General features: G+C 52.9%; 17 protein-coding genes. 12 read left to right on the forward strand and 5 right to left on the reverse strand.

Annotation, left to right across the window (positions count from 1 at the left end):
* Window positions 1-273: 273 nt before the first annotated feature.
* The 4 genes from B152_RS0114710 (at window position 274) to B152_RS0114725 (ending at window position 5,407) form a co-directional block, all read left to right on the forward strand.
* Complete coding sequence (locus tag B152_RS0114710) at window positions 274-2,061, forward strand: hypothetical protein (protein WP_020593198.1); 1,788 nt, start codon at window positions 274-276, stop codon at window positions 2,059-2,061.
* Window positions 2,062-2,087: 26 nt separating this feature from the next.
* Complete coding sequence (locus B152_RS0114715) at window positions 2,088-3,023, forward strand: site-specific tyrosine recombinase XerD (RefSeq protein ID WP_020593199.1); 936 nt, start codon at window positions 2,088-2,090, stop codon at window positions 3,021-3,023.
* A 278-nt stretch (window positions 3,024-3,301) separates the two neighbouring features.
* Complete coding sequence (locus B152_RS0114720; RefSeq protein ID WP_020593200.1) at window positions 3,302-4,285, forward strand: HpcH/HpaI aldolase/citrate lyase family protein; 984 nt, start codon at window positions 3,302-3,304, stop codon at window positions 4,283-4,285.
* 165 nt (window positions 4,286-4,450) lie between these two features.
* Window positions 4,451-5,407, forward strand: coding sequence for an acetyl-CoA carboxylase carboxyltransferase subunit alpha (locus B152_RS0114725; RefSeq protein WP_020593201.1), 957 nt, complete (start codon window positions 4,451-4,453; stop codon window positions 5,405-5,407).
* Between the two features lie 71 nt (window positions 5,408-5,478).
* Here B152_RS0114725 and B152_RS0114730 read toward each other — a convergent pair whose 3' ends face one another.
* Window positions 5,479-7,527 (reverse strand): molybdopterin-containing oxidoreductase family protein, encoded by a 2,049-nt coding sequence (locus tag B152_RS0114730; protein ID WP_020593202.1) that lies wholly within the window; start codon window positions 7,525-7,527, stop codon window positions 5,479-5,481.
* A gap of 119 nt (window positions 7,528-7,646) precedes the next feature.
* Window positions 7,647-8,570 (reverse strand): LysR family transcriptional regulator, encoded by a 924-nt coding sequence (locus B152_RS23920; protein ID WP_020593203.1) that lies wholly within the window; start codon window positions 8,568-8,570, stop codon window positions 7,647-7,649.
* A 173-nt stretch (window positions 8,571-8,743) separates the two neighbouring features.
* Here B152_RS23920 and acdA point away from each other — a divergent pair, with 173 nt between their 5' ends.
* Window positions 8,744-10,039 carry a 3-sulfinopropanoyl-CoA desulfinase gene (acdA, locus tag B152_RS0114740; protein WP_020593204.1) on the forward strand — a complete coding sequence of 432 codons (1,296 nt, stop codon included), beginning with the start codon at window positions 8,744-8,746 and terminating at the stop codon, window positions 10,037-10,039.
* A gap of 141 nt (window positions 10,040-10,180) precedes the next feature.
* Window positions 10,181-11,797, forward strand: coding sequence for a thiamine pyrophosphate-binding protein (locus B152_RS0114745; RefSeq protein WP_026261583.1), 1,617 nt, complete (start codon window positions 10,181-10,183; stop codon window positions 11,795-11,797).
* A 15-nt stretch (window positions 11,798-11,812) separates the two neighbouring features.
* On the opposite strand, the gene B152_RS0114750 is transcribed toward B152_RS0114745, so the two are convergent.
* Together B152_RS0114750 and secA are read right to left on the reverse strand one after the other, a co-directional pair.
* The gene (locus B152_RS0114750; protein WP_020593206.1) at window positions 11,813-12,571 is read right to left on the reverse strand and encodes a carcinine hydrolase/isopenicillin-N N-acyltransferase family protein; all 759 of its coding nucleotides are present in this window, start codon (window positions 12,569-12,571) and stop codon (window positions 11,813-11,815) included.
* A gap of 170 nt (window positions 12,572-12,741) precedes the next feature.
* Window positions 12,742-15,429, reverse strand: coding sequence for a preprotein translocase subunit SecA (gene secA / locus B152_RS0114755; RefSeq protein ID WP_020593207.1), 2,688 nt, complete (start codon window positions 15,427-15,429; stop codon window positions 12,742-12,744).
* Between the two features lie 238 nt (window positions 15,430-15,667).
* On the opposite strand from secA, the gene B152_RS0114760 reads away from it, so the two are divergent.
* The 5 genes from B152_RS0114760 to B152_RS23930 all read left to right on the forward strand — a co-directional run bounded on the left by B152_RS0114760 (window position 15,668) and on the right by B152_RS23930 (window position 20,210).
* The gene (locus tag B152_RS0114760; RefSeq protein ID WP_157231097.1) at window positions 15,668-16,960 is read left to right on the forward strand and encodes a peptidylprolyl isomerase; all 1,293 of its coding nucleotides are present in this window, start codon (window positions 15,668-15,670) and stop codon (window positions 16,958-16,960) included.
* A 134-nt stretch (window positions 16,961-17,094) separates the two neighbouring features.
* Window positions 17,095-18,069, forward strand: a complete 975-nt coding sequence (locus B152_RS23925; RefSeq protein ID WP_020593209.1) for a peptidylprolyl isomerase — start codon at window positions 17,095-17,097, stop codon at window positions 18,067-18,069.
* 68 nt (window positions 18,070-18,137) lie between these two features.
* Window positions 18,138-19,370, forward strand: a complete 1,233-nt coding sequence (argJ, locus tag B152_RS0114770) for a bifunctional glutamate N-acetyltransferase/amino-acid acetyltransferase ArgJ (protein ID WP_020593210.1) — start codon at window positions 18,138-18,140, stop codon at window positions 19,368-19,370.
* Between the two features lie 30 nt (window positions 19,371-19,400).
* Complete coding sequence (gene mutT / locus B152_RS0114775; RefSeq protein ID WP_051083068.1) at window positions 19,401-19,838, forward strand: 8-oxo-dGTP diphosphatase MutT; 438 nt, start codon at window positions 19,401-19,403, stop codon at window positions 19,836-19,838.
* 102 nt (window positions 19,839-19,940) lie between these two features.
* Window positions 19,941-20,210: a ribbon-helix-helix domain-containing protein gene (locus B152_RS23930; protein WP_020593212.1), complete on the forward strand. Its 270-nt coding sequence runs from the start codon at window positions 19,941-19,943 to the stop codon at window positions 20,208-20,210.
* Window positions 20,211-20,217: 7 nt separating this feature from the next.
* On the opposite strand, the gene B152_RS0114785 is transcribed toward B152_RS23930, so the two are convergent.
* Window positions 20,218-21,096 carry a methyltransferase domain-containing protein gene (locus B152_RS0114785; RefSeq protein WP_020593213.1) on the reverse strand — a complete coding sequence of 293 codons (879 nt, stop codon included), beginning with the start codon at window positions 21,094-21,096 and terminating at the stop codon, window positions 20,218-20,220.
* A gap of 249 nt (window positions 21,097-21,345) precedes the next feature.
* Between B152_RS0114785 and B152_RS0114790 the strand changes: the two genes are divergently transcribed.
* Complete coding sequence (locus tag B152_RS0114790; protein ID WP_020593214.1) at window positions 21,346-22,077, forward strand: ComF family protein; 732 nt, start codon at window positions 21,346-21,348, stop codon at window positions 22,075-22,077.
* Window positions 22,078-22,195: the final 118 nt, after the last annotated feature.

The raw sequence follows: 22,195 nt of genomic DNA on the forward strand, positions 1-22,195 counted from the left end.
GAGATATCTGACTGTTTACAGATCGGGGGGGATGGTTCTAGACTGTCCCAATCTCGCCATACTCTCGTGTTAGGTCTGGAGAGTATAAAACGTTATCGTATCCACACAGTATAGAGTGATTTTAACGCTCCATGAATAAAATTGGCCTGTTTTTGTTAATCCTTCTGCTCGGAGCTTTGCTCGCAGGAGGAATTTTTCTTTTGACCTGGGATATCCCGGCACCATCAGCACCGGTGGAAAAGGTCATACCCAATGAACAGCTTGTAAAATAATATGTGTAAAGCCCCCACAAAGTCGTTGCTTTTAGGTTCGGTTCTGCTTTCCGGGCTGGGCTTGGGAAGCGTTGCTTTTGCGCAAACCCAGCTCCTTGGTGAGCAGCCAACATCGCTGGTTCCCTTGACGCAACCAACGGCGCCACAGCCAACTCTGGAAGAGTTAATCCCCAGTCAGGCGATTACTTCAGGCGGGGTGCAGATTGACAGCCTGGGCGGGCTTGATTTTGATACAGTCGGGACGCTTGATCTCGGGCAGGGCGGGTTTGGCTATGACATGTGGCGGCAAAGCTCGCTTCAGGATGTTTATGCCCTGATTTCCAATATGCCAGCGCAGTATTCTTCACGAACCGGACACTCTCTGGCAAGAAGACTGTTGCTTTCAAGTGCCGGGCGTCCTCTGGATGACAGGCCATTGAAAAGCGAAGAAGGGCTGCTTGCACTCAGACTGGAGAAGCTGGCTGCCATGGGGGCCTATGCAGATCTGGATAATCTCCTGCAAAGAGTTCCTGCGCGTTCTGACAATGAAACCCAGGCTAAAATCCGGACAGACAGTCTGCTTATGGTCGGAAAGCATGACGAAGCCTGCCAGGTGATTCAGGGAATGGCCGGGAATGGCCAGGACAGTTACTGGACCCGGGCGATGGTGTTCTGTCATCTGTTTCGGGGGGCAACAGATCAGGCCTTGCTCGGGATCGACTTGCTGAGGGAAACAGGCACTGCGGAAGATCCGTTGTTTCGGGAGCTTGCTTTGGCTGGAGCGGGCGTAGAAACCAAGTTCAGTGGTAAAAGCTCTGGAACAGTTCAGCCGCTTCACTGGGCGATGTCCGAGCTGTCGAAATCTCTTTTGCCAGCTGAACTTGATGCTTTTCTAGATCCGGGAGTCCGCCTGGCCCTTGCAGGCTCTCAACGCTATCCTGCTGATCGTCGTGTTGCTGCAGCAGAAGCTGCAACCATGAACGGCGAGATGACAGCTGAACAACTTGTCAATCTATACAGTGCCTACGAATTTCCAGTTTCGGAGCTGGACAGTGTTGTTTCGTCTGAACTGATCCGCGAAGGCACCCAAGCGCGTGCGCTTTTCCTTCAGGCCGCACAGTTGCAAACTGTTCCGGCAGCGCGGGCCGAGATTATCAAGGCAGCCCTTGATCATGCTGAAAAAGATGGTTTGGGCCTGCTCATGTCGCGCGTTATTGCTCCCTTGGTCGGGGAAATTCCTCCTTCTGCTGATCTGGCCTGGTTTGCTCTTCCTGCAGGCAAGACGCTTTACGTTGCTGGAAACCGCCCCCGGGGTGATGAATGGTTACTTCTGGCGCGTCAGTATATGTTGAGTGAACCAACGGCTGCTGCAAGCCTGACCGGTCTTTGGCCTTATGCCCGGCTTTCAGGCCTGGAAGGCGGGGATCGTTATGGAACTTTAAAAGGCTGGGCGTCGGCTCAGGGCGGGACAGGACCAGAAGTCCTCAACCAGCAACTGGTACTGCTGCGCAGCTGTATGCAGGGACTGGGGGAGGATACGCGACTGAGTTGGGGCGAGCTGGCCTCGCTGGAACTCTCTACGCCAGGACTCGCACCTTCTGCTGCTCTGCTCTATGCCCTGAAAGACGCGCAAAACGGAAATCGTTTGGCAGAAGTCGTCTTGCTGAGCCTGATTATTCTTGGCGAGGAAGGCCCGGGGGACACCCACAGTCTGGCACTGGGGAATGTTGTCGAGGCCCTTTATTCTGTGGGGTTGCCTGATGATGCCCGGGCTCTGGCAATTGAAGCTGCAGCGCTGAGCGGTATCTAGCTCGTGGCAGCGGGGACTGTTGTGTGATGGGAGCTTCTGCAAGAACAGATAGCTTTCTGGAAATGATGGCTGCTGAGCGCGGCGCCAGCCTCAACACACTGCAAGCCTATGGCCGGGATCTGGAGCGTTTCAGTGATTTCCTGCGCAGCAAGGGAGACGCGCCTGACAGTTGTCAGCCCGATCTGATCCGGGACTATCTTGAAGACCTGCTTCTGGAAGGATTGTCAGCCAGAACCCAGGCCCGGCATCTGTCCTGTCTTAAACAATATTTTCTGTTTTTGATGGGGGAAGGCCTTCGCGCTGATAATCCTGTTGCGGGTATTGATGCGCCGAGAACGACCAAGGCTCTGCCCAAAATTCTTTCTGTTGCAGATGTGGATGCTCTTCTTGTCAAGGCCCGGGCTGGACAGGGGAAAGAGGCCCTACGCTTGCTGGCGTTGGTCGAGTTGCTCTATGCAACGGGCATGCGGGTCAGCGAACTGGTGTCGCTTAAAATTTCCCAGACCCAGCGCGATCCCCGTATCCTGACTGTTCGGGGGAAGGGCAACAAGGAGCGGCTGGTGCCTCTCAGTGCTGCGGCCCGTGAGGCGCTGGAGGAATATCTGTTACTCAGACCTGCTTTTCTTTCTCCAAAAGAGGCACAACCAGGTAATGATCCGGGCTGGCTTTTCCCTTCCCGCGGCGCCAGCGGGTACCTGACCCGTCACCGTGTGGGGCAACTGTTGAAAGATCTGGCGGTGGCCAGCAGCGTTGACCCTGCAAAAATATCTCCCCACGTTTTGCGTCATGCTTTTGCAACGCACCTACTGGACAATGGTGCTGATCTGCGATCAGTCCAGAAGATGCTGGGGCATTCCGATATCTCGACAACCCAGATCTACACTCACGTATTGCAAGAGCGGTTGCAACGTCTTGTGCAGGACCATCACCCCTTGTCGTCCAAGCTGAATAAGCCTTCCTGATTTTTTGTATCCTGGTCGTTTCTGGGATGTCCCGGGTCTTGTCGGGAATATGTGAAACCGCGTCACGATACCTTGAACGCAGCTTGCGGGAGAGGAGAGTTGACAGATCGACGGACTCGGGACAGAGTTTATGCTGCATAGCACAATAAAGGGAATTTCCTCCTGTTGCCCTTGTCATTGCGGTCAGAGCATCGGGAGATTCCTGTAAATAAAATGGCGTTCGACCATATTTCAGGCCTGGATCTGACGCCAAAAAAACAAAGAACAAGGAGCGTCCCATGAGTTTTACCATTCCTGAAGAAGCAACACCTCGCCTTAACCGTAGTGAACTGGCTGTTCCCGGCAGCAACCCGGCTCTTTTTGAGAAAGCTGCGGCTTCCAATGCCGATGTGGTTTTTCTGGACCTTGAAGATGCGGTAGCGCCCGATGACAAGGAACAGGCCCGCAAGAATGTGATTGAGGCGATCAACGATATTGACTGGGGCAGGAAAACCCTTTCCGTTCGGATCAACGGTCTGGACACGCATTATATGTACCGCGATGTGGTGGACGTCCTTGAGCAGGCGGGCGAGCGTCTTGATCTAATCATGATTCCAAAAGTAGGCACAGCTTCTGATATCTATGCCATCGATATGCTGTGCACCCAGATTGAAGCGGCAAAGGGGCGTAAAAAGCGGATCGGTTTTGAGATGATTATCGAGACCGCACTGGGGATGCAGAATATTCACGAAATTGCTGCTGCTTCCAAACGGAACGAAAGCTTGCATTTCGGAGTGGCTGACTACGCCGCCTATACCAAGGCCCGAACCACGGGTATTGGCGGACCAAACCCGATGTATGGTGTGTTGACTGATGTGGATGGTGACAATCCGCGAGATTTCCACTGGGGTGACATGTGGCACTATGCTGTGGCCCGGATGGTAGTTGCTGCCCGTGCAAATGGATTGCGTCCGATTGATGGCCCTTTTGGTGATTTCTCTGACCCTGAAGGCTTCAAGGCACAGGCCTATCGTTCGGCTATTCTTGGCTGCGAAGGAAAGTGGGCGATCCACCCAAGCCAGATTGATATGGCAAACGAGGTGAATGGTCCCTCGGAAGCAGAAATTACCCGGGCCAAGCGTATTCTGGCCGCGATGGAGCAGGCCCAGCGTGAAGGCAAGGGAGCTGTTTCACTCGACGGACGCCTGATTGACATTGCCTCGATCCGCCAGGCGACTGTTATGGTTGATAAGGCAGCCGCTATCGCTGCAGCTGAAGGCTAAGTGTTGTTAAGGTAACCACGGGAAAAAGGCGGTGGTTTTCACAAAAACCACCGCCTTTTTCCATTTTGGATCAAACTGCTGTCTGACGTGAATCTGGCCTTTCACAGCTAGAGCTGTCACACTATATATATTGACTGAATTTCACTTTGTGATAGACAACGCTTCATGCAGAACTTTCTTGACTTTGAAAAACCTATCGCTGAACTCGCTGGTAAAATCGAAGGCCTCAGGCATCTTGATGACCAGAGTAGCGATGTTAATATTGCGGATGAAGTTTCCAAGCTGGAAGCAAAGGCTGACAAGCTGTTGCGCCAGACCTATGCGAAACTGAGTTCCTGGCAAAAAACCCAGGTTGCGCGGCATCCGGACCGTCCCCATTGCAAAGATTATATCAGTCAGCTTATAGAAGATTTTACGCCTCTGGCGGGTGATCGGAACTTTGCTGAAGACTATGCGATTATTGGGGGACTGGGACGCTTTCGTGGCCATTCCGTTGTTGTGATCGGCCAGGAAAAAGGTGCTGACATGCACAGCCGGGTCAAACACAACTTTGGCATGGCCCGCCCGGAAGGCTATCGTAAAGCCCAGCGTTTGATGGACATGGCAGATCGTTTCAATCTGCCGGTTATCACGCTTGTGGACACGGCGGGGGCCTATCCCGGTGTGGGTGCTGAAGAACGTGGTCAGTCAGAAGCGATTGCCCGCAGCATCGAGAAATGCCTTGGCATCAAGGTACCGCTGATTTCTGCTGTGATTGGCGAAGGTGGCTCTGGTGGGGCTATTGCACTAGCGACTGCTAACGCCGTGCTGATGCTGGAGCATTCCATTTATTCGGTAATTTCTCCGGAAGGCTGTGCATCCATTCTCTGGCGTTCCGGCGACCAGGCCAAGGAAGCAGCAGAGGCTTTGAAGCTTACTGCTCAGGATCTTGAAAAGCTGGAAGTGATCGACGAAATTATTCCAGAACCTCTGGGTGGCGCCCATCGCGCCAAGCAAACCTGTATCAAGGCGCTGGGCGATAGCATTGAGCGTCATCTCAAAGAACTGCTGAAACTCAATGGTGCCGAGTTGCGTCAAAAGCGACGGGACAAATTTCTTGAGATGGGGCAGAAGGGGCTTTAGGCCAGCTTCGTTCCGGATGATATCAAAAAGGGCAGCGTTAACGCTGCCCTTTTTGCGGTTTGGGTTTTACCCTATAGCCGGGTGATATCGACAAAGGTGTCGTTGTAGCAGGCCCCCTCCATAATATCGGCTTTCAGTTCCGAGGTAATCAGGGCATTGACGGTCTGCCCTGTAGAGCTTGTTGCCAGCCAGGTTCCCTTTGGAGAGTAGAAAACGCCGGGTTTGACTTTGTCACTTACAGAAGCCACGAGGGTGACTTTGCCGAGTTCGTTAGAAATCCGGACAGTATCGCCGCTATTGATCTGATATTTTATTGCATCATCGGGATGAATTTCGAGTTCTTCAGGGCCACTTGATTCGGAATGCCCGCCAAAGGTGCTGTTGGTCCTTTTGTTGGAGGAGGGCGTGATCAGGTTATAGGGATAGCGCGATGGAACCGCTTCATAGCGGGGCAGGCCGTAGCCGAATTTACATTCAAGTTCCTCAGAGAAAAATTCAATTTTCCCCGAAGTTGTCGCCGGAAAAACATTCTTGCACATCACCAGTTCCCGGTCATTTGCAGAGGTCATCGCCAGAGAGCGTTCAAGAGGGATCTGGCTAGGGCGAATCCCCTGCATGCGGGGGTCTTCGGGGTCATAGGCGTCATCCATCAGGCCGAGATCATCGGTTTTGAAAAGCGGGTCATCAAAACCAAATTTTGCAGCTAGCCTGCGGAAAATTTCCGTGTTGGGCAAAGCTTCGCCGACTGGGGGGATAACGGCTTCTGCTCTTTGCAGATGGGTCTGTCCGTAAGCGGCATAGATATCCGGACATTCAAAGTGACTGGCTGCGGGCAGGATAACATCGGCATAGGCCATGCTGTCATTCATTTCCAGATCACAGCCGACAATAAAGAGATCTTCGCGTTCCAGGGCACGGCGCATCCGGTTTTGATCCGGGTGGGTGCAAAGAGGATTGTGGTTATAGATGAACAGGGCCTTGATCGGGGGGCTGAGGCTGTCGTCGAGAATGTGTTTTGCTACATCCACAATATTCAGCATCCGGGTCCCTTCAGGGGCAAGATCCGGCCGACGAAGTTTGTTTCCTGTGCCGGGAAAAGAAAGGCCTTGCTTGGCGATTACCCCGGCGCCGGGGCGGCCGATATTGCCACTGAGTACCTGGAGCGCCATAGCAGCACGGATTGAAGAGCCACCACTATGGCCGCGCTCTGCCCCGTTGCCAAAGGACAGTGCCACATTTTTTGCTTTGGCATAGTAGCCGAGGAATAGCTCGATCTCTTCCAGAGGTATCGCACAGATTCTTGCCGCATCTGCCAGCGAGTATTGCCGGGCAGACTTCAGGTACTGCTCTGCACCCGTGGTCCATTGTTGAAGAAAATCAAGCGCGAGGGCATTTCTGCGTTCCAGTTCGGCAGCCAACGCCAGGAAAAGGACGACATCGGTACCGGGTTTTATCTGAATATAGAGATCTGCCTGTTCCGCAATCTTGACCTTTTTGGGGTCAATCACGATAAGTTTGGCGCCATTACGGCGGGCAGACTTGATCACCCGGGCAAGATGCAGGTTGGAGACGGTTACGTTATTGCTGGCTACAATTACCAGATCTGATTTGGTGGCCTGTTCTGGCTCCATGCCCGGTGCGTTGCCAAAAAGGCTGGTATAGGCCATGCCTCTTACGGCACCGCAGAGAGGCCCGCGATCGAGTTGGGTGGCTCCGAGTTTATGAAAAAAACGGAAATCCATCGAGCCGCCTGCCAGTTGTCCATGTGGACCAGCATAGTTAAAAGGTAAAACCGATTCCGGGCCATGCTTTTCAATCGCCTGCTTCAGACCTGTATGAACTCGGTCAAGTGCTTCCGCCCAGCTGATCTGTTGGTACTGGAAAGAACCGCGGGGACCCGTGCGTAATAGCGGTGTACGCAGTCGGCGGGAACCGTGGATAAAGTCCGGGTAATAGCTCGAAACTTTTTTGCAAATTGCGCCCGCAGTGTAGGGGTTGGCATGGGAACCTCGTACTTCCTTGATTTCCAGGCCATCAGTGAGCACGGACAGGCTGCAGGTATCAGGGCAATCAAGGGGGCAGACACTGGCTTTGGTCTGAAGGGTTTGGTGGGCGGGCATTGGGGGCTCCTGCGCGGGCAATTTTCTATCTGGCAAATATTCTGGTTTTGAGCGACTGGATTGTGAGCTATTCATAACAAATCCAGCATAGGGCCAATTGGCCCTGATCCTAGGTCCGGTTACGGATATCGGATGGAGCCATTTATCGGGAGTTCCGGGCTGCCGAGAAGGGTCAACAGAGTCTGTGTCAATGCCTGGGTCAGATCAGGCCGTTGGCCACGATGCTTTTCAACCAGAGAAACTGTCCGGGTTGCGACAGGTTTGCCAAAGGGAACAGCCAGCAGGTCACTGCCAGAATCCAGCCCGCTTTCTGGAATGATGGCAGCACCCAGCCCCTTTGCCACCATCCGCTGGATGGCATCGAGGGAATCAAGTTCCATCACTTCTCTCAGATTGGCTCCCCGACTGCGCAGGTTTTGCTCGATTACCCTGCCGACCCCGGTCAGATGATTGAAGCGGACAAAGGGCAGGTGGTTGAGCAGATCAATATCGCCATCTTCTCCCTCAGAGACCTTTTGGTTCTCTTCTGTGTTGCGGGCAACAACAACCAGCCTTTCCCGGCGCAGGACAGTGGCCTTCAGGGCTTCATCCAATCGTTGGGCCTGGGTGATGATAATGCAGTCCAGCTTGCCGTTGAGCAATTCTCTGGTCAGCTCGGTACTCAGACCGCTTTCCAGACGGATCTGCAGCCGGGGGTGACGCTGCCCCAACTGTGCCAGTGCTTCGGGCAGGAAAGAAGCCGTTGCACTGGGAATGGCTCCTAGTCTGAGCAGGCCGGAGAGATCCTCTTCCCGGGAACCGGCTTCTGACAGGCTTTCGTACAGTGCAAGAATCTCCCGCGCTTTTGGCAGAAGACGTTTGCCTGCCTGACTGAGGTCGGGCGGGCGACGGCTGCGATCAAAAAGCTGGGATTGCAGTTCTTCTTCAAAGGCTTTCATCTGCATGCTGACTGCAGAATGCGTTAGTCCCAGACGCTCGGCTGCGGCTTGAAAACTGCCGGTTTCTGCAATAGCCAGCAAGGTCCTGAGATGACGGATACCCATGATGATTCCAAATAACATCAAAATTATTGAAGAAACATGTAATATTAATTCGTTTGATTTGAAGAAAGCAAGTGAAGGATACTGGACAGTAGAAAAAGGAAGGTAAGCGGGTCTTTCCCGAGGGATAAGGAGATCGCTCACCTGACATGTACCAGACATGCAGGAGTTCTCGTATGCTTGCTGATTCGGACACTAAAACTTTACCCGGTGTTAAGGTGGGGAAATCTGTCGTTACTCCGGATATCAAGCCGGAGGTTAGGACAAACCAGAAAACCGTTGCTTCAAGCCCGACAGAGTTGGAAGAGCTGCGTCAACGAGCACGATCCCTGGCAGAAGAAGTGCTGGCTCCGCGTGCTGCCTCCATCGATACAACCGAGATTTATCCTTGGGAAAACTGTTTTGCCCTCCGGGATGCAGGTTTTATGGGGATGACCATTCCCAAGATGTATGGTGGTGGGGGCTACGGTTATAGGGAAGCTGTTGTGGTGGTCGAAGAGATTACCAAGGCTTGTGGCGTGAGCGGGCGTATCACTGTCGAGGCCAACATGGGAGCTGTTGGTGCTGTCATGGCCTATGGCAGTGAAAGGCAGAAGAGGCTGGCAGCAGAACTGGTGTTATCTGGCGACAAGCCTGCTATCTGCATTACAGAACCCGAGAGTGGATCCGCTGCTACGGAAATGACGACCCGTGCGGACAGGGTCGGAGACGGCTATGTTATCAATGGCAAGAAACACTGGATAACCGGGGGCGGGATGTCCCGCCTGCACCTGATCTTTGCCAGGGTTTATGAAAATGATGAACCCCAGGGGATCGCAGGCTTTCTGGTGGTGCGTNGTGAACCGGGTGCGGAAGGTCTCTCGGTTGGGCGGCGTGAACCAACGATGGGCTTGCGCGGAATTCCCGAGACAGAAATCTATTTTAAGGATCTGGTTGTTCCGGCAGAGATGATGTTGCAGCCGCCCTCAGGTTTGCGCAAAGGTTTTGCTGATCTGATGGCAGCCTATAATGGCCAGCGGGTCGGTGCGGCTGCGGTTGCTCTTGGGCTGGCGGCAGGGGCTTATGAGCAGGCGCTGGTTTTTTCACAACAACGCGAGCAGTTTGGCCGTCCGATCTGTGAGTTCCAGGGGTTACAGTGGATGCTGGCGGATATGTCCGTCCAGATTTCTGCCGCGCGGGCTTTGATCAATGAAGCCGTGGCCGGGGAGGGATTCCCGGATAAAGTTAAGGCGGCCCAGGCTAAGCTCTTTACGTCGGAAATGGCTGTGAATGTGACGAACAACGCATTACAGATGCATGGTGCGGCGGGTTATTCCAGACGTAACCCGGTAGAGCGGATGGTCCGTGATGCCCGTATGTTCACCATCGGGGGTGGAACGGCACAGGTTCTCAGGAATGTGATCGCTTCCGAACTGCTTGGCCGCAAATTTCCCCAGACAAGGGATGGGTATCTGTCCTATTCTCCTGACTGACAGTGGTTGCTTCTATAGCGGGATGGATGGTGCGATTTCCATCTCGCCACAGGGCTTGAGCTCTGATACTGGAACTGCTTGTGTCTGCATCCGACTGCTGCAGATATCGTTTTATCCCGTCCTGTTATTGAAAGCTGCATTATGAGCCTTACTTCCGCTGATATTCTTGCTCGCCGTCTTTATGATGCGGGGTGCCGTCACGCCTTTGGTATTCCTGGTGGGGAAGTTCTCAGTGTGATGCATGCGCTGGATCAGGCGGGTGTCGAGATCGTCCTGACCAAACATGAAAACGGTGCAGGCTTTATGGCGGAAGGCTGTTACCATCGCACGGGTGCGCCGGGCGTGTTGTTTGCAACACTGGGACCGGGAATGGCCAATGCCTTTAACGTTATCGCCAACGCCTACCAGGATCGGGTGCCGCTGGTCTTCCTGACCGGAAGGGTCGATGATATTGATATCGCAAGTTATACACATCAGGTCTTTGATCATGTGAAAGCGCTGGAGCCCGTTGTAAAAGGCAGCTTTACCCTGGTTGATGGCGCGGTGGACCGGATCGTCGACAGGGCGCTGTCTCTGGCAATGTCGGGTCGTCCTGGCCCCGTTCATATTGACGTACCGATTTCACTGGCGGCCAAGGTACAAAAGATTGCTGAGAAGCTGTGGCAACCTGCCTATCTGCCCTCTGTTCCGGCTGTAAGTTCAGCCCTGACCGAAATCCGGGATCGGCTCGCGACAGCCAAACGTCCGCTCGCAGTGCTGGGACTGGAGATCCTCAGCGAAGGCTGCGCGGCAGAAGTTCGAGCCTTTTTGCTAAAACATGGAATTCCTTCGGTTGCGACCTACAAAGCCAAGGGCGTTGTGCCGGATGATCACCCGCTCAGTCTTGGCGGGGCGGGTTTGTCACCCAAAGCGGACAAGGAAGTTCTTCCCCTTTTGTCCCAGAGTGATTGTCTGCTGCTGATCGGTTACGACCCGATTGAAATGCGGCATGGCTGGCAGGACGTCTGGCAACCGGGGGAACAGTTTGTTGCTGAATTCATCCTTGAGCCAAACCTGCATGGGATGCATCGGGCCAGTCATACTTTTGTTGGCTCACTGGCCCCGGCTTTGGCCGTACTTGATCAGGGCCTGTCCCGCAGCGAGGCTGGTTGGCCAGAGGGGGAATTTGCGCGGGCAAAGGATGCTCTGGTCAAGGCTTTTCCAACCACAGAAGAGTGGGGACCTGCGGCAATTGTGGATGAAGTGCGTAAGGCTTTGCCAGATCACGGAATTGCCTCTGTTGATTCGGGTGCTCACAGGATACTGCAAAGCCAGCAGTGGGTTTGTCGCGAACCGCATACCCTGATCCAGTCCAGCGGGCTTTGTACCATGGGCTGTGCGCTTCCCCTGGCAATGGGCGCCAAGGTGGCGTCGCCCGATTTGCCTGTGGTGGCTTTTACCGGAGATGCGGGGCTGGAGATGATCCTTGGCGAACTTTCAACGCTCCGCGATTTGAAACTGCCTGTCGTTGTCGTGGTGTTTGTCGATGCCTCGCTTGCCCTGATCGAGCTCAAACAGCGGGGCAGTGGGCGGGACAATCTCGCGGTTGATTTCGGTGGGACTGATTTTGCTGCCCTGGCCCGTGCAATGGGGGGCGTGGGTATTGATGCACGTAATCGTGCCGAGATGGCCGCTGCGCTGGAAGGGGCTTTCACTGGTGATCGCTTTACCCTGATTGCGGCACATATTGACCGGGAAGCTTATGATGGCAGGTTCTGAAACCTGCTTCTCTTGTTATTGAAATAAGGGTGTTGAGCGATATTGTCCTGCGGACTGACAGGGAGGGCCAACAAGGCTGTGAAGGCTTATCTCTCCTGCTTTGGCGTGGATAATGTAAGAATTGATTGTCTGGCTGTAGCTGTGGTTACAGATACCGCTTTCCCGTCCAGCTGTTGTTGTGCCGTCATGAGACGCTAGCATGGTTTTGATGTCTTGCAGGTTTTTTGCCGCCGAAAGGCGTTGCCCAGCCCAGAGATAACGGCCAAGGCTGTTGCTTTGATTATTCTCGAGCCCGTTTTCAGCGCCGTGAAGATGCTGGTGATTTGTTCTTATTACGGACTCTTTTCCGGTTACTGTTCTCAGCTGGTTGTGACGTACTTCGGCAACGGCAAGGCCATTGGAATCAGCCAAAACAATATTCCCCCACCAGCTCGGCTTTCTTGCGACGTACTTTTCCATTGCAATAACAGCGGAAGAGATATCTCGTCCTTCATTGAGAGCGACCTCTACAAGGATGTCATAGTTACTGTTTTCAGAGCCTGTGTTCTGGACATGGGCATCGGCGACGAAGAGGCCAAATTTATTTGCCCCGACAGACAAACCGGAATGAATATCTGTGACAGAGGGATCTTCCGAGAAGGTCTCTAGTCCGGCAGCTCCCCAGAGATGCTGATCATGAAGGATCTTGTCGTCGTAGTGACTCCGGCTGAAATCCTTGTTCTTGAACAGGAGATATTCAGTTGTCGAAAATCTGATCGCCCCGATTGTACACAAGTTTTCTCTCCATCAGCCTTATCAAGTACGCTAGGCCTCTGGATAAAGTAAAACAAGCGATCACTTTGGGCAGGTCGAGCGATCTAAAGCGTTCTTCTTGATTTATATATAAAAAAAGAAAAGGACGGCAAATGCCGTCCTGTCCTTAAACCCGGAAAGATTGAGCTGACTTAGCTCAACTTGCCGTGGCAGTGTTTGTATTTCTGGCCTGATCCACAGGGGCAGAGAGAGTTCCGGCTGATTTTTCCCCAGGTCGAAGGATCTGCTGGATCAATTTCCTTGGTCGCGTTGGCCTGAGCCTGTGACTGGGCTCTGGAAATGCTGTCCGGGGTTGGCCGGGATTCATGCATCACCTGTTGCTTGCGTGGAACTTCAGCTTCGTTCGGTTTCTGGAGTTCAAAGCGGTGAATCAGCATTGTCAGCTCATCCCTGACGGCATCAAGCATGGCTTCAAACATCTCGAATGCTTCACGTTTGTATTCATCCAGCGGGTTGCGCTGTCCATAGGCCCGCAAGCCAACAGCCTGCTTGAGGTGATCAAGGGAGAGAAGGTGATCTTTCCACTGTTTGTCGAGCACCATCAGCAGGATCTGCTTTTCCAGAGACCGCATGACTTCTGGCCCATAGTTGGCCGTTTTTGCCGCCATTTTCTGATCACTAGCCTGTAAAATCCGCTGCAGGATTTCCTGATCGGCAATGCCGTCTTCCTCAACCCAGTCTTTTACCGGCAGGTCCATGGCAACCAGGCGCATGCACTCTTCATGCAGGCTCTTGACTTCCCACTGTTCTGCGTAGGCTTTAGCTGGAATGCAACGGGTGACAAGGTCCTCAAGCACTTCGTGACGCATGGCACTGACAGTGTCCTTGACGTCAGCGGCAGACATCACTTCCTTGCGCTGTTCGTAAATGACCTTGCGCTGGTCGTTCATCACATCGTCGAACTTGAGCAGATTTTTACGTATCTCGAAGTTCCGTGCTTCAACTTTTTTCTGGGCTTTTTCCAGGGCCTTGTTGACCCAGGGATGGATAATCGCTTCGCCATCTTCCAGGCCGAGTTTCTGCAGCATGGAGTCCATGCGGTCTGAACCAAAGATGCGCATCAGGTCATCCTGAAGGCTGAGGAAGAACTTGGAAGCGCCCGGGTCTGACTGGCGGCCTGAACGGCCACGGAGCTGATTGTCAATCCGGCGGCTTTCATGGCGTTCACTACCGATCATGAAAAGACCGCCAGCTTCCTTGACCAGCGTCTTGTTTTGCGCAACCTCGGCAATGATCTCTTCGACCTTTGCCTGGCGCTTGGCCTCATCTTCGATACCGGCAGTTTCCTGCTCGATACGCATTTCTTCGTTACCGCCGAGCTTGATGTCGGTTCCGCGTCCGGCCATGTTGGTGGCAATTGTGACTGCGCCGGGGGAGCCCGCCTGGGCAATGATCATAGCTTCCTGCTCGTGGTATCTGGCGTTCAGAACCTTGTGCGGAATTTTTTCTTTTTTCAGCAGCTCTGCCAGATATTCGGATTTTTCAATCGAGACGGTTCCAACCAGTGTCGGCTGTTTTCGTTCGTAACATTCCTTGATCTGCTGGATGATCGCGTTGTCGCGCTCGCGTTCTGTCCGGTAAACCTCGTCATCGTGGTCAATACGGATACAGGGCAGATTGGTTGTCATGGAAATGACATCAAGATTATAGATCGAGGAAAACTCCTCGGCCTCGGTCATCGCCGTCCCTGTCATCCCGGCCAGCTTGGGATAAAGGCGGAAATAGTTCTGGAAAGTAATGGACGCAAGCGTCTGGTTTTCCTGTTGAACATAGGCACCTTCCTTGGCTTCAAGGGCCTGGTGCAGACCTTCCGAGAAACGGCGACCTTCCATCATGCGTCCGGTGAACTCGTCAATGATGACAACTTTGTTGTCTTTGACGATGTAATCCTTGTCGCGCTGGAAAAGTTTGTGGGCACGCAAAGCCTGATTAATATGGTGCAGGGAGCTGACGTTCTCGATTTCGTAGAGAGCGCCTTTCATCACGCCGGCTTCATTCAGCTTTTCTTCGACGAATTCAACGCCTTCATCTGTGAGCGTGACAGAGCGGGATTTCTCATCGACTTCATAGTGCTCTTCGCCGAGCAGCGGGATGAATTTGTCAATTGTGAGATAGCTCTCAGACGAATCTTCTGCGGGTCCGGAAATAATCAACGGGGTTCTGGCTTCATCAATCAGGATCGAGTCAACTTCATCGACGATTGCATAGTTGAAGTTACGCTGAACCATCTGTTCAATCTGAAACTTCATGTTATCGCGCAGATAATCAAAACCCAGTTCATTGTTGGTCGCATAGGTGATGTCGCAGGCATAAGCCGCCCGGCGCTGGTCTTCGTCCAGACCGGGATGGACACAGCCGACAGTCATGCCAAGAAAACGATAAATCTCGCCCATCCACTCTGCGTCACGCTTGGCCAGATAATCGTTCACGGTAACAACGTGAACTCCTTTGCCCTCAATCGCGTTGAGATATACCGGCAGTGTCGCAACAAGGGTTTTACCTTCCCCGGTCGCCATCTCGCTGATCATACCCCGATGCAGGACAACGCCACCCATCATCTGCACGTCAAAATGCCGCAGGCCCAGAGTTCTCCGCGAAGCTTCCCGGACGGTTGCAAAGGCTTCCGGCAGAACGCTATCCAGGTTTTCCCCCTGCTGCAGTCTGTCCCGCAGCTTGCCCGTCTGGGCTTTCAGATCATCGTCCGAGAGGGCTTCAAGCGTTGGCTCGAATTCATTGATGGACTGAACAATTGTGTTAAGGCCTTTTAGATAACGGTCGTTGGCAGTACCAAACAGCCGCTTCACAAGCGCGCCGAGCATAGAGAACCCCTTGCGAGATAACGCAGTTCGAGAATTGGATAGTAAAAGTCAGAATGAGACATAGGCTTCACGTTCCTTGATGTCAATGTGAAGCTGGTTTTACCCGTTGCCTTCTGCCTGTAAGAGCGACTGGGGGATCAGGAAGTGGAAAACTGATCAAGATAGTTGCTTTTGGTTGTAGGGACTTTGGTGTAGTAAGGGGAAACTTTTCGTTCACGCCTCATTCGGAGCTGTTGCTTTGTCTCGTCGTCACAAGCTGTTAATGGTCACGGCCATTGTCTCTTCCTTGTCCGTTCTGCAGCCTGCCTTTGCCGAACTTGAAAAAAAAGAGCAGTGGCAGATAGATCAGCAAAAGTCCGGAGGAAATTTGCTGAAATTTCTTTTCGGTGACGAGGAAGAAGGAAGCGAAAAGAAGGAGGATCCTGCTGTTTTACCTGAGGATACTCCCGCTCAAGTTCCTGTTGAAGACAAGAATGAACAAGCGCCTGCTCTGGATAACAATTCTCCTCCCGAGACTTCCCAGCCACTGCCTGAGGCTGTACCAGCCACGTCTGGAAATTCCACGCTTGCCCCCTCAACTGTTGTGCCTTCTGCGCCGATTGTGCAGGAAAAACTGGGAACACCCGATGCGGTGACCGAGAAGACAAGTGAGGGCTTGGTACCTCCTCCGGGTTTTAACAAGACTGTGGGGGCTACCGGGACTGCCGGGGCGACTGAGTTGCAAAATTCCCCCCAATCCAAACCGGAAGTGACAAAGCAAAAAAGCAATATTGAGGCAGAACTTGCACGCCTGTCGAAAGAAAGCCCTGTCGTTGCTATTGTCGAGGGCGACGAGATTTATTGGGATGATATTATCCAGGATGCGCGAAAATTGCCGGAACAATATCAGGGGCAACTGGAGGCGATGCTCCCTGTTCTGATCGACAGGGCTATTGATCTGAAACTTCTCTCCCAGGCTGGACGGGATGAGGATGTCGATGATGACGATGCCGTTCAGCGTCGCCTGAAACAGGCAGAAGACCGCATTATTCGGGATGCTTTTCTGGATCGTAAGTTTGAAGAGCTTATCACCGAGGAGATGTTGAAACAGCGCTATACCGAGCTGTTGCAGGAGAATGTCACCAATGCCGAAATCAGAGCGAGCCATATCCTGGTGGAAAGTCGGAATGAAGCGCTTGCCCTGATTATTGCACTGGATAACGGTGCGGACTTTCCCCTTCTGGCGAAAAAATTCTCTCGTGGACCCTCTGCAGAAAAGGGAGGGGATCTTGGCTGGTTCCGCCATAAAGATATGGACCCGGAATTCGCGACGGCTGCTTTCGGGCTGAATACGGGCGAGTTTACCCGCTCCCCTGTTGCCACGGAATTTGGCTGGCATGTGATCCGGATTGAAGAAAAGCGAGACGTTCAGCAACCGGCATTTGAAGATTTGAAAGATGAGATTCGTGGACAAGTCAGTCGGGACCTGATTAAGAAAATGGTGAGGGATCTTCGAAAAGATGCCGATATTTCTGTTTTCCCCTCGCAGTAGATAATTTAATGTAATTTGCCTTTATCTGGTCACAGTGCTGATATTAGCTGCTGACCGAAATTTGGGACTGGTCCACAGGCTGGCCAGCACCCGTATCAATCGTCCTGTATAAATCACAAGGAGTTCTTTCCAAGATGTCTGCGAAACAGATATTGTTCCCAATCATTGGTGGCGTAGCATTGCTCGGTGCGGCTTATGCCGGTTATTCATACGGCGTTCACGGCGACAGCTGGTCCTCAATGTTCTCAGGAACTCCTGCGGAAACGGTCTCGGCTGATGATCCCTTGATGGCACGGGTTGGCGAGATGGAAATCCGTCGTTCTGAAGTTCTCAAGTTTGCCGAAAGCATCCCGAACATTCCCCAGGCCCAGATCGAGATGATTCTGCCTGAACTTCTGGACCAGGTGATTGATCTTAAACTGATTACAAAAGAAGCCGCGGCTTCCAACCTTGCGCGTGATCCCGAGGTTCTAAAACGTTTGTCCGAGGTCAAGGAACGGGTTCTGGTTCAGACCTATCTGGATCGTGCTCTTAAGGAAGAAGTCTCTGATGAAGCAGTTGCACAGGCCTATCAGGACTACCTTGTTGCCAACCCGCCTGTCCGGGAAGTTTCCGCCCGTCATATTCTGGTTGAAGACGAGGAAACAGCAAAAGGCCTGATCAAGGAACTGGATGAAGGTGCTGATTTTGCCGAGCTTGCAACGCAAAAATCCACGGGCCCAAGTGGTCCGACAGGCGGCGATCTGGGCTTCTTCCGCAAAGAGCAGATGGTTGGTCCTTTTGCTGAAGCCGCTTTTACAATGAAGCCCGGGGAACACAGCACAACTCCGGTTCAGACCCAGTTTGGCTGGCATGTGATCAAAGTTGAGGCCGAGCGTGATTCCGAGCAGCCAACAGCTGAACAGCTTGACGGACAACTGCGTTCGGAACTTTCACAAAAAGCTTACGAGACTATTGTCTCGAACCTCAAAAGTGGGGTAGAGATCGAGATTATCGGAGCTGAAGCTGAAGAGAGCGCCCCGGTTGATGTCGAAGAAGCGCCTGTTAGCGAGGAAGCACCCGTTGGCGAGGAAGCTCCGGCAGACCCCGAAGCGCCTGTAAGCGAATAAAGAAAAAAGCCCGGGTAATTCCCGGGCTTTTTTTTGCCCAACCTTTTGTTCAATGTGAGGATGGTTTCATGGGACTTAAATTATCACCGCTGGCACCTGCCGCTTTTCCGGTTATGCCTGTTGTTGACGGGGTTCGACTTGCTACCCGTGCTTGTGGCATCAAGTATCCCGGTCGGACTGATGTCCTGATGATGGTCTTTGACGAAGGCACCACGATCGGCGGTGTTCTTACCCGTTCTCTCACTTGTTCAGCAGCAATTGACTGCTGCAAAAAGCACCTGCGATCCGGGCAGGCCAGGGCTGTAATCGTCAATTCAGGCAATTCGAATGCTTTTACCGGACGTGTTGGCGAGGAGTCTGTAGCTCGGACCGTCGAGGCAACGGCAGCAGAACTGGGATGTCGTCCCGAGGAAATTTTTGTGGCCTCTACAGGGGTGATTGGCGAGCCTTTGCCTGATCAGCGCATTACCTCTGCTCTTGCTGCACTCAAGGCTGATCTGGACGGCGATGCCTGGGAAGCTGCAGCCCGGGCAATTATGACGACAGATACCTTTGCCAAGGGCGCGGTGCGTTCAGCCACAATTGACGGCAAGACCGTTACCATCAACGGTATTGCCAAAGGGTCCGGAATGATTGCTCCTGACATGGCGACGATGTTGAGCTTCGTTGCCACAGATGCTGCTATTCCTGCCGCTGTGTTGCAGACCCTTGTCTCAAGGGGAGCAGACCAGTCGTTTAACGCTATTACTGTAGACAGTGATACCTCTACCAGTGACACCTTGCTGTTTTGCGCGACCGGTAAAGTTGGCAACGAGCTTTATCTGAATGCGGATGCACCGGAACTGGCCGATTTTGTTTCTGCCTTGAATGATCTGTTACAGGATCTGGCGCACCAGATCGTGCGTGATGGCGAGGGGGCAACCAAATTCGTTACTGTTGCTGTCACTGGGGCCGAAAGTGATCTGGCAGCACGGCGGATTGGTTTGACCATTGCAAACTCCCCTTTGGTGAAAACCGCAATTGCCGGTGAGGATGCAAACTGGGGGCGTGTGGTTGCTGCGGTTGGCAAGTCCGGCGAGCGGGCTGACCGGGACAAGCTTTCCATCGCCATGGGTGGTGTGACCATTGCCCGGGATGGTCAAAGAGTTGAGGGATTTGACGAGACACCTGTCGCTGCTCATATGAAAGGGCAGGAGATCGAGATTGCCGTAGATGTTGGTGTCGGATCGGGAAGCGCGACGGTCTGGACCTGTGATCTGACCCATGGCTATATCGATATCAATGCTGATTACCGTAGCTGAGGCGGTTCTATGACCATTCAGCAGGATGAAATGGGCTGCTGGGCCGCGGAAGCCCGGCAGACAAATGCGAAACCGATTGTATTGGTGGCAGCGGCGGCTTTGATTGATGCGGATGGACGGGTTTTGCTTGCTCAGCGTCCGGAAGGAAAGTCCATGGCCGGGCTGTGGGAATTTCCAGGGGGCAAGGTTGATCCGGGGGAAACGCCGGAACAGGCGCTGGTGCGAGAGTTAAAGGAAGAGCTGGGAATTGATACCAGATCGAGTTGCCTTGCGCCGATCGCTTTTGCCTCTCATGGTTATGATGACTTTCATCTGCTTATGCCGCTGTTTGTCTGTCGAATCTGGCAGGGGCAGGTGGTACCGCAGGAAGGTCAACAGGTGACCTGGGTGCGCCCGGTCCGGCTCCGGGATTATCCGATGCCTGCTGCTGATGAACCCCTTGTAGCATTACTGCGCGATTTACTGTAAAATTCCCGAAAAATAAATTACAGGTTGCGTTAAACCCACACCTGTGGGGCGCTCAAACAAGGGGGGGCTTTCCGATCTGATAATCTGGAAAGCGGAGAATAGATGTCTACACTGGTGAACAAAAACGTATCTCTTGAAGGACGCCGGACGTCGGTCCGGATGGAACCGGAGATGTGGGAAGCCTTGTTCGAAATCTGCGTGCGTGAAAATCGTCCTCTGGGTGAGATCTGTACACTTGTCGACGAAGCCAGAGACGGTGCATCTTTCACGACTGCGATCCGGGTTTTTATCCTGATATATTTCAAGAATGCCTCGACCTATCCCGGTGATTCGTCTGACGGAATTTTTGCTTTGAGCGGCGAGACTGTCTGAAACAGCTTTACTCTTTTTCGACGGGAGTCAGAAAGTCAGCGAGGCTGGCTGAGGCACTTCCCGGGCGGAGTGGTTTTTGCTGAGAGTCGTGTGGGGCCCAGCCTGCCAGATAAATAATATCAAAGGTAACCAGTATCCGACCCTCGTCATCCAGAAATTTTTCCTGATATATTTCGGCAGCTCTCAAAAGAGTCTCTCTGCGGGTGAAACTTTTCCGGCGATTGTGAACGGCATTGGTCTCTCCCATCCCGCGCAGTTCTTTCATCAGATCAAAAGCCGAAGCGTAACTGACTTCTATGCGATCGAAGTCAGCAACCGGCAGGGCAAAGCCTGCCCGCTGCAACAGGGCACCTGCATCCCGTACATCGATAAGGGGAGAAACACGCGGACTCACGCCTCCCTCGATTTCCATTTCTGCTTCCATCAGGGCGCTGCGCAGTTCCTTCAGACTTTCTCCGCCGATCATGGCGGCGAGAAAAAGCCCGTCGGGTTTAAGGCATCTGTTAATCTGGACAAAAGTCCCGGGAAGATCGTTTACCCAATGCAGACAAAGATTACTGATGACGAGATCAAAGCTGTTGGACTCAACAGGGAGGAGTTCTTCATGGATCAGGTTTGTTTCATCTGAAGTGACTTTGCTGCCGCTGTACTCCAGAGCCGTAAAATCCTCGATGCCTCCACGCACGCCGAGAACCTGCGCGAGCAGTTCATGTTGTGATCCAAGGTCGAGAGCTTTGGGAAACTTGCGGGTGATATCCAGAAGCCTGTCACCAAGGCGATCGGCAACTTCCTGCAGAAGGAAATCATGATTTTCCAGTTTTCCGGATGCTCGGTGGCGATGAAGGTCAACAGATTTTCGATCAAAAATATAGATATCAGCAGTCACGGGGCTGTTCCAAAGTTACTTGATTAGAGACAGAACACTGTGGTGCCAGTCCTTTGGCTGGTTATAACAGATTGCTCTTCGATGACCATCCCCTGTTGTCTGTTCTTCGATCACAAGACTCCCCGGAGGCGCAGTCTGTTGTCATGATGGTTCTTTTTCCCGCTCTTCTATTACCGGGAGAAGGAGGTGGCTTTCAGAAAAAGAAAAATTCCGCTAGCGTTTAGGGGATAATCTGACCGGAGAGCTATTTTGGTACTTGCGGGAATCTGGCACAACCTTGTTGACTATCTGCTGCCACCAGTCTGTGGCAGCTGCGGAGAAGTTGTGCAGCAAAGTCAGGGTGTCTGTGCTGATTGCTGGGGGAAACTGACGTTTCTGGGGGATCCCTGTTGCCTCTGCTGTGGCTATCCTTTTGAACTGTCCCTTGGCAAAGATGCGTTATGTGGAGCTTGCAGTGGTCGTCCCAAGGCTTTTGATCGCTGCCGCGCTGCTCTTTCCTATGATGCCTGCAGCAAGGATATGATTATCGGCTACAAACATGCGGACAGGACCCACCTGACCGAGATTTTTGCCCGCTGGATGTCCGGGGCCGGTCGAGAATTCTGGAACAGTGCAGATGTTCTGGTTCCAGTGCCGCTGCATCCTCGGCGTCTCTTGTCTCGTCGCTATAACCAGTCGGCTTTGCTGGCAAAAGTACTTGCCCGGCAGCATAACAAGGTTTTTGTTCCTGATTTATTGTTGCGCCGGAAAAATACTGTTTCGCAGGGGCAGCTGTCGAGCAGTGGTCGCTGGAGAAATGTTGCAGGGGCTTTTGAGGTGAACCCTGTGAGAAAGATAAATCTTGACGGAAAAAATATCCTTTTAATTGACGATGTTTATACGACAGGTGCAACGGTGGATGCCTGTAGCCGAATACTGCGGAAAGAAGGAGCTGGATCTGTCTGTGCGCTTGTACTCGCCCGGGTTTTGCGGGAAGGCTGAGCCGTGTTCCTATAAAAAAACCGTGATTGCCTCTGTACTTTTACGCTGCAGGCTCTACATATTCTCAAAGAAAGACACTCCGTCTGACAACGGAACCAGATGATATTGAAAGAGGACT

The sequence above is a fragment of the Kiloniella laminariae DSM 19542 genome (assembly GCF_000374005.1).
GTDB classification, from domain to species: Bacteria; Pseudomonadota; Alphaproteobacteria; order Kiloniellales; family Kiloniellaceae; genus Kiloniella; species Kiloniella laminariae.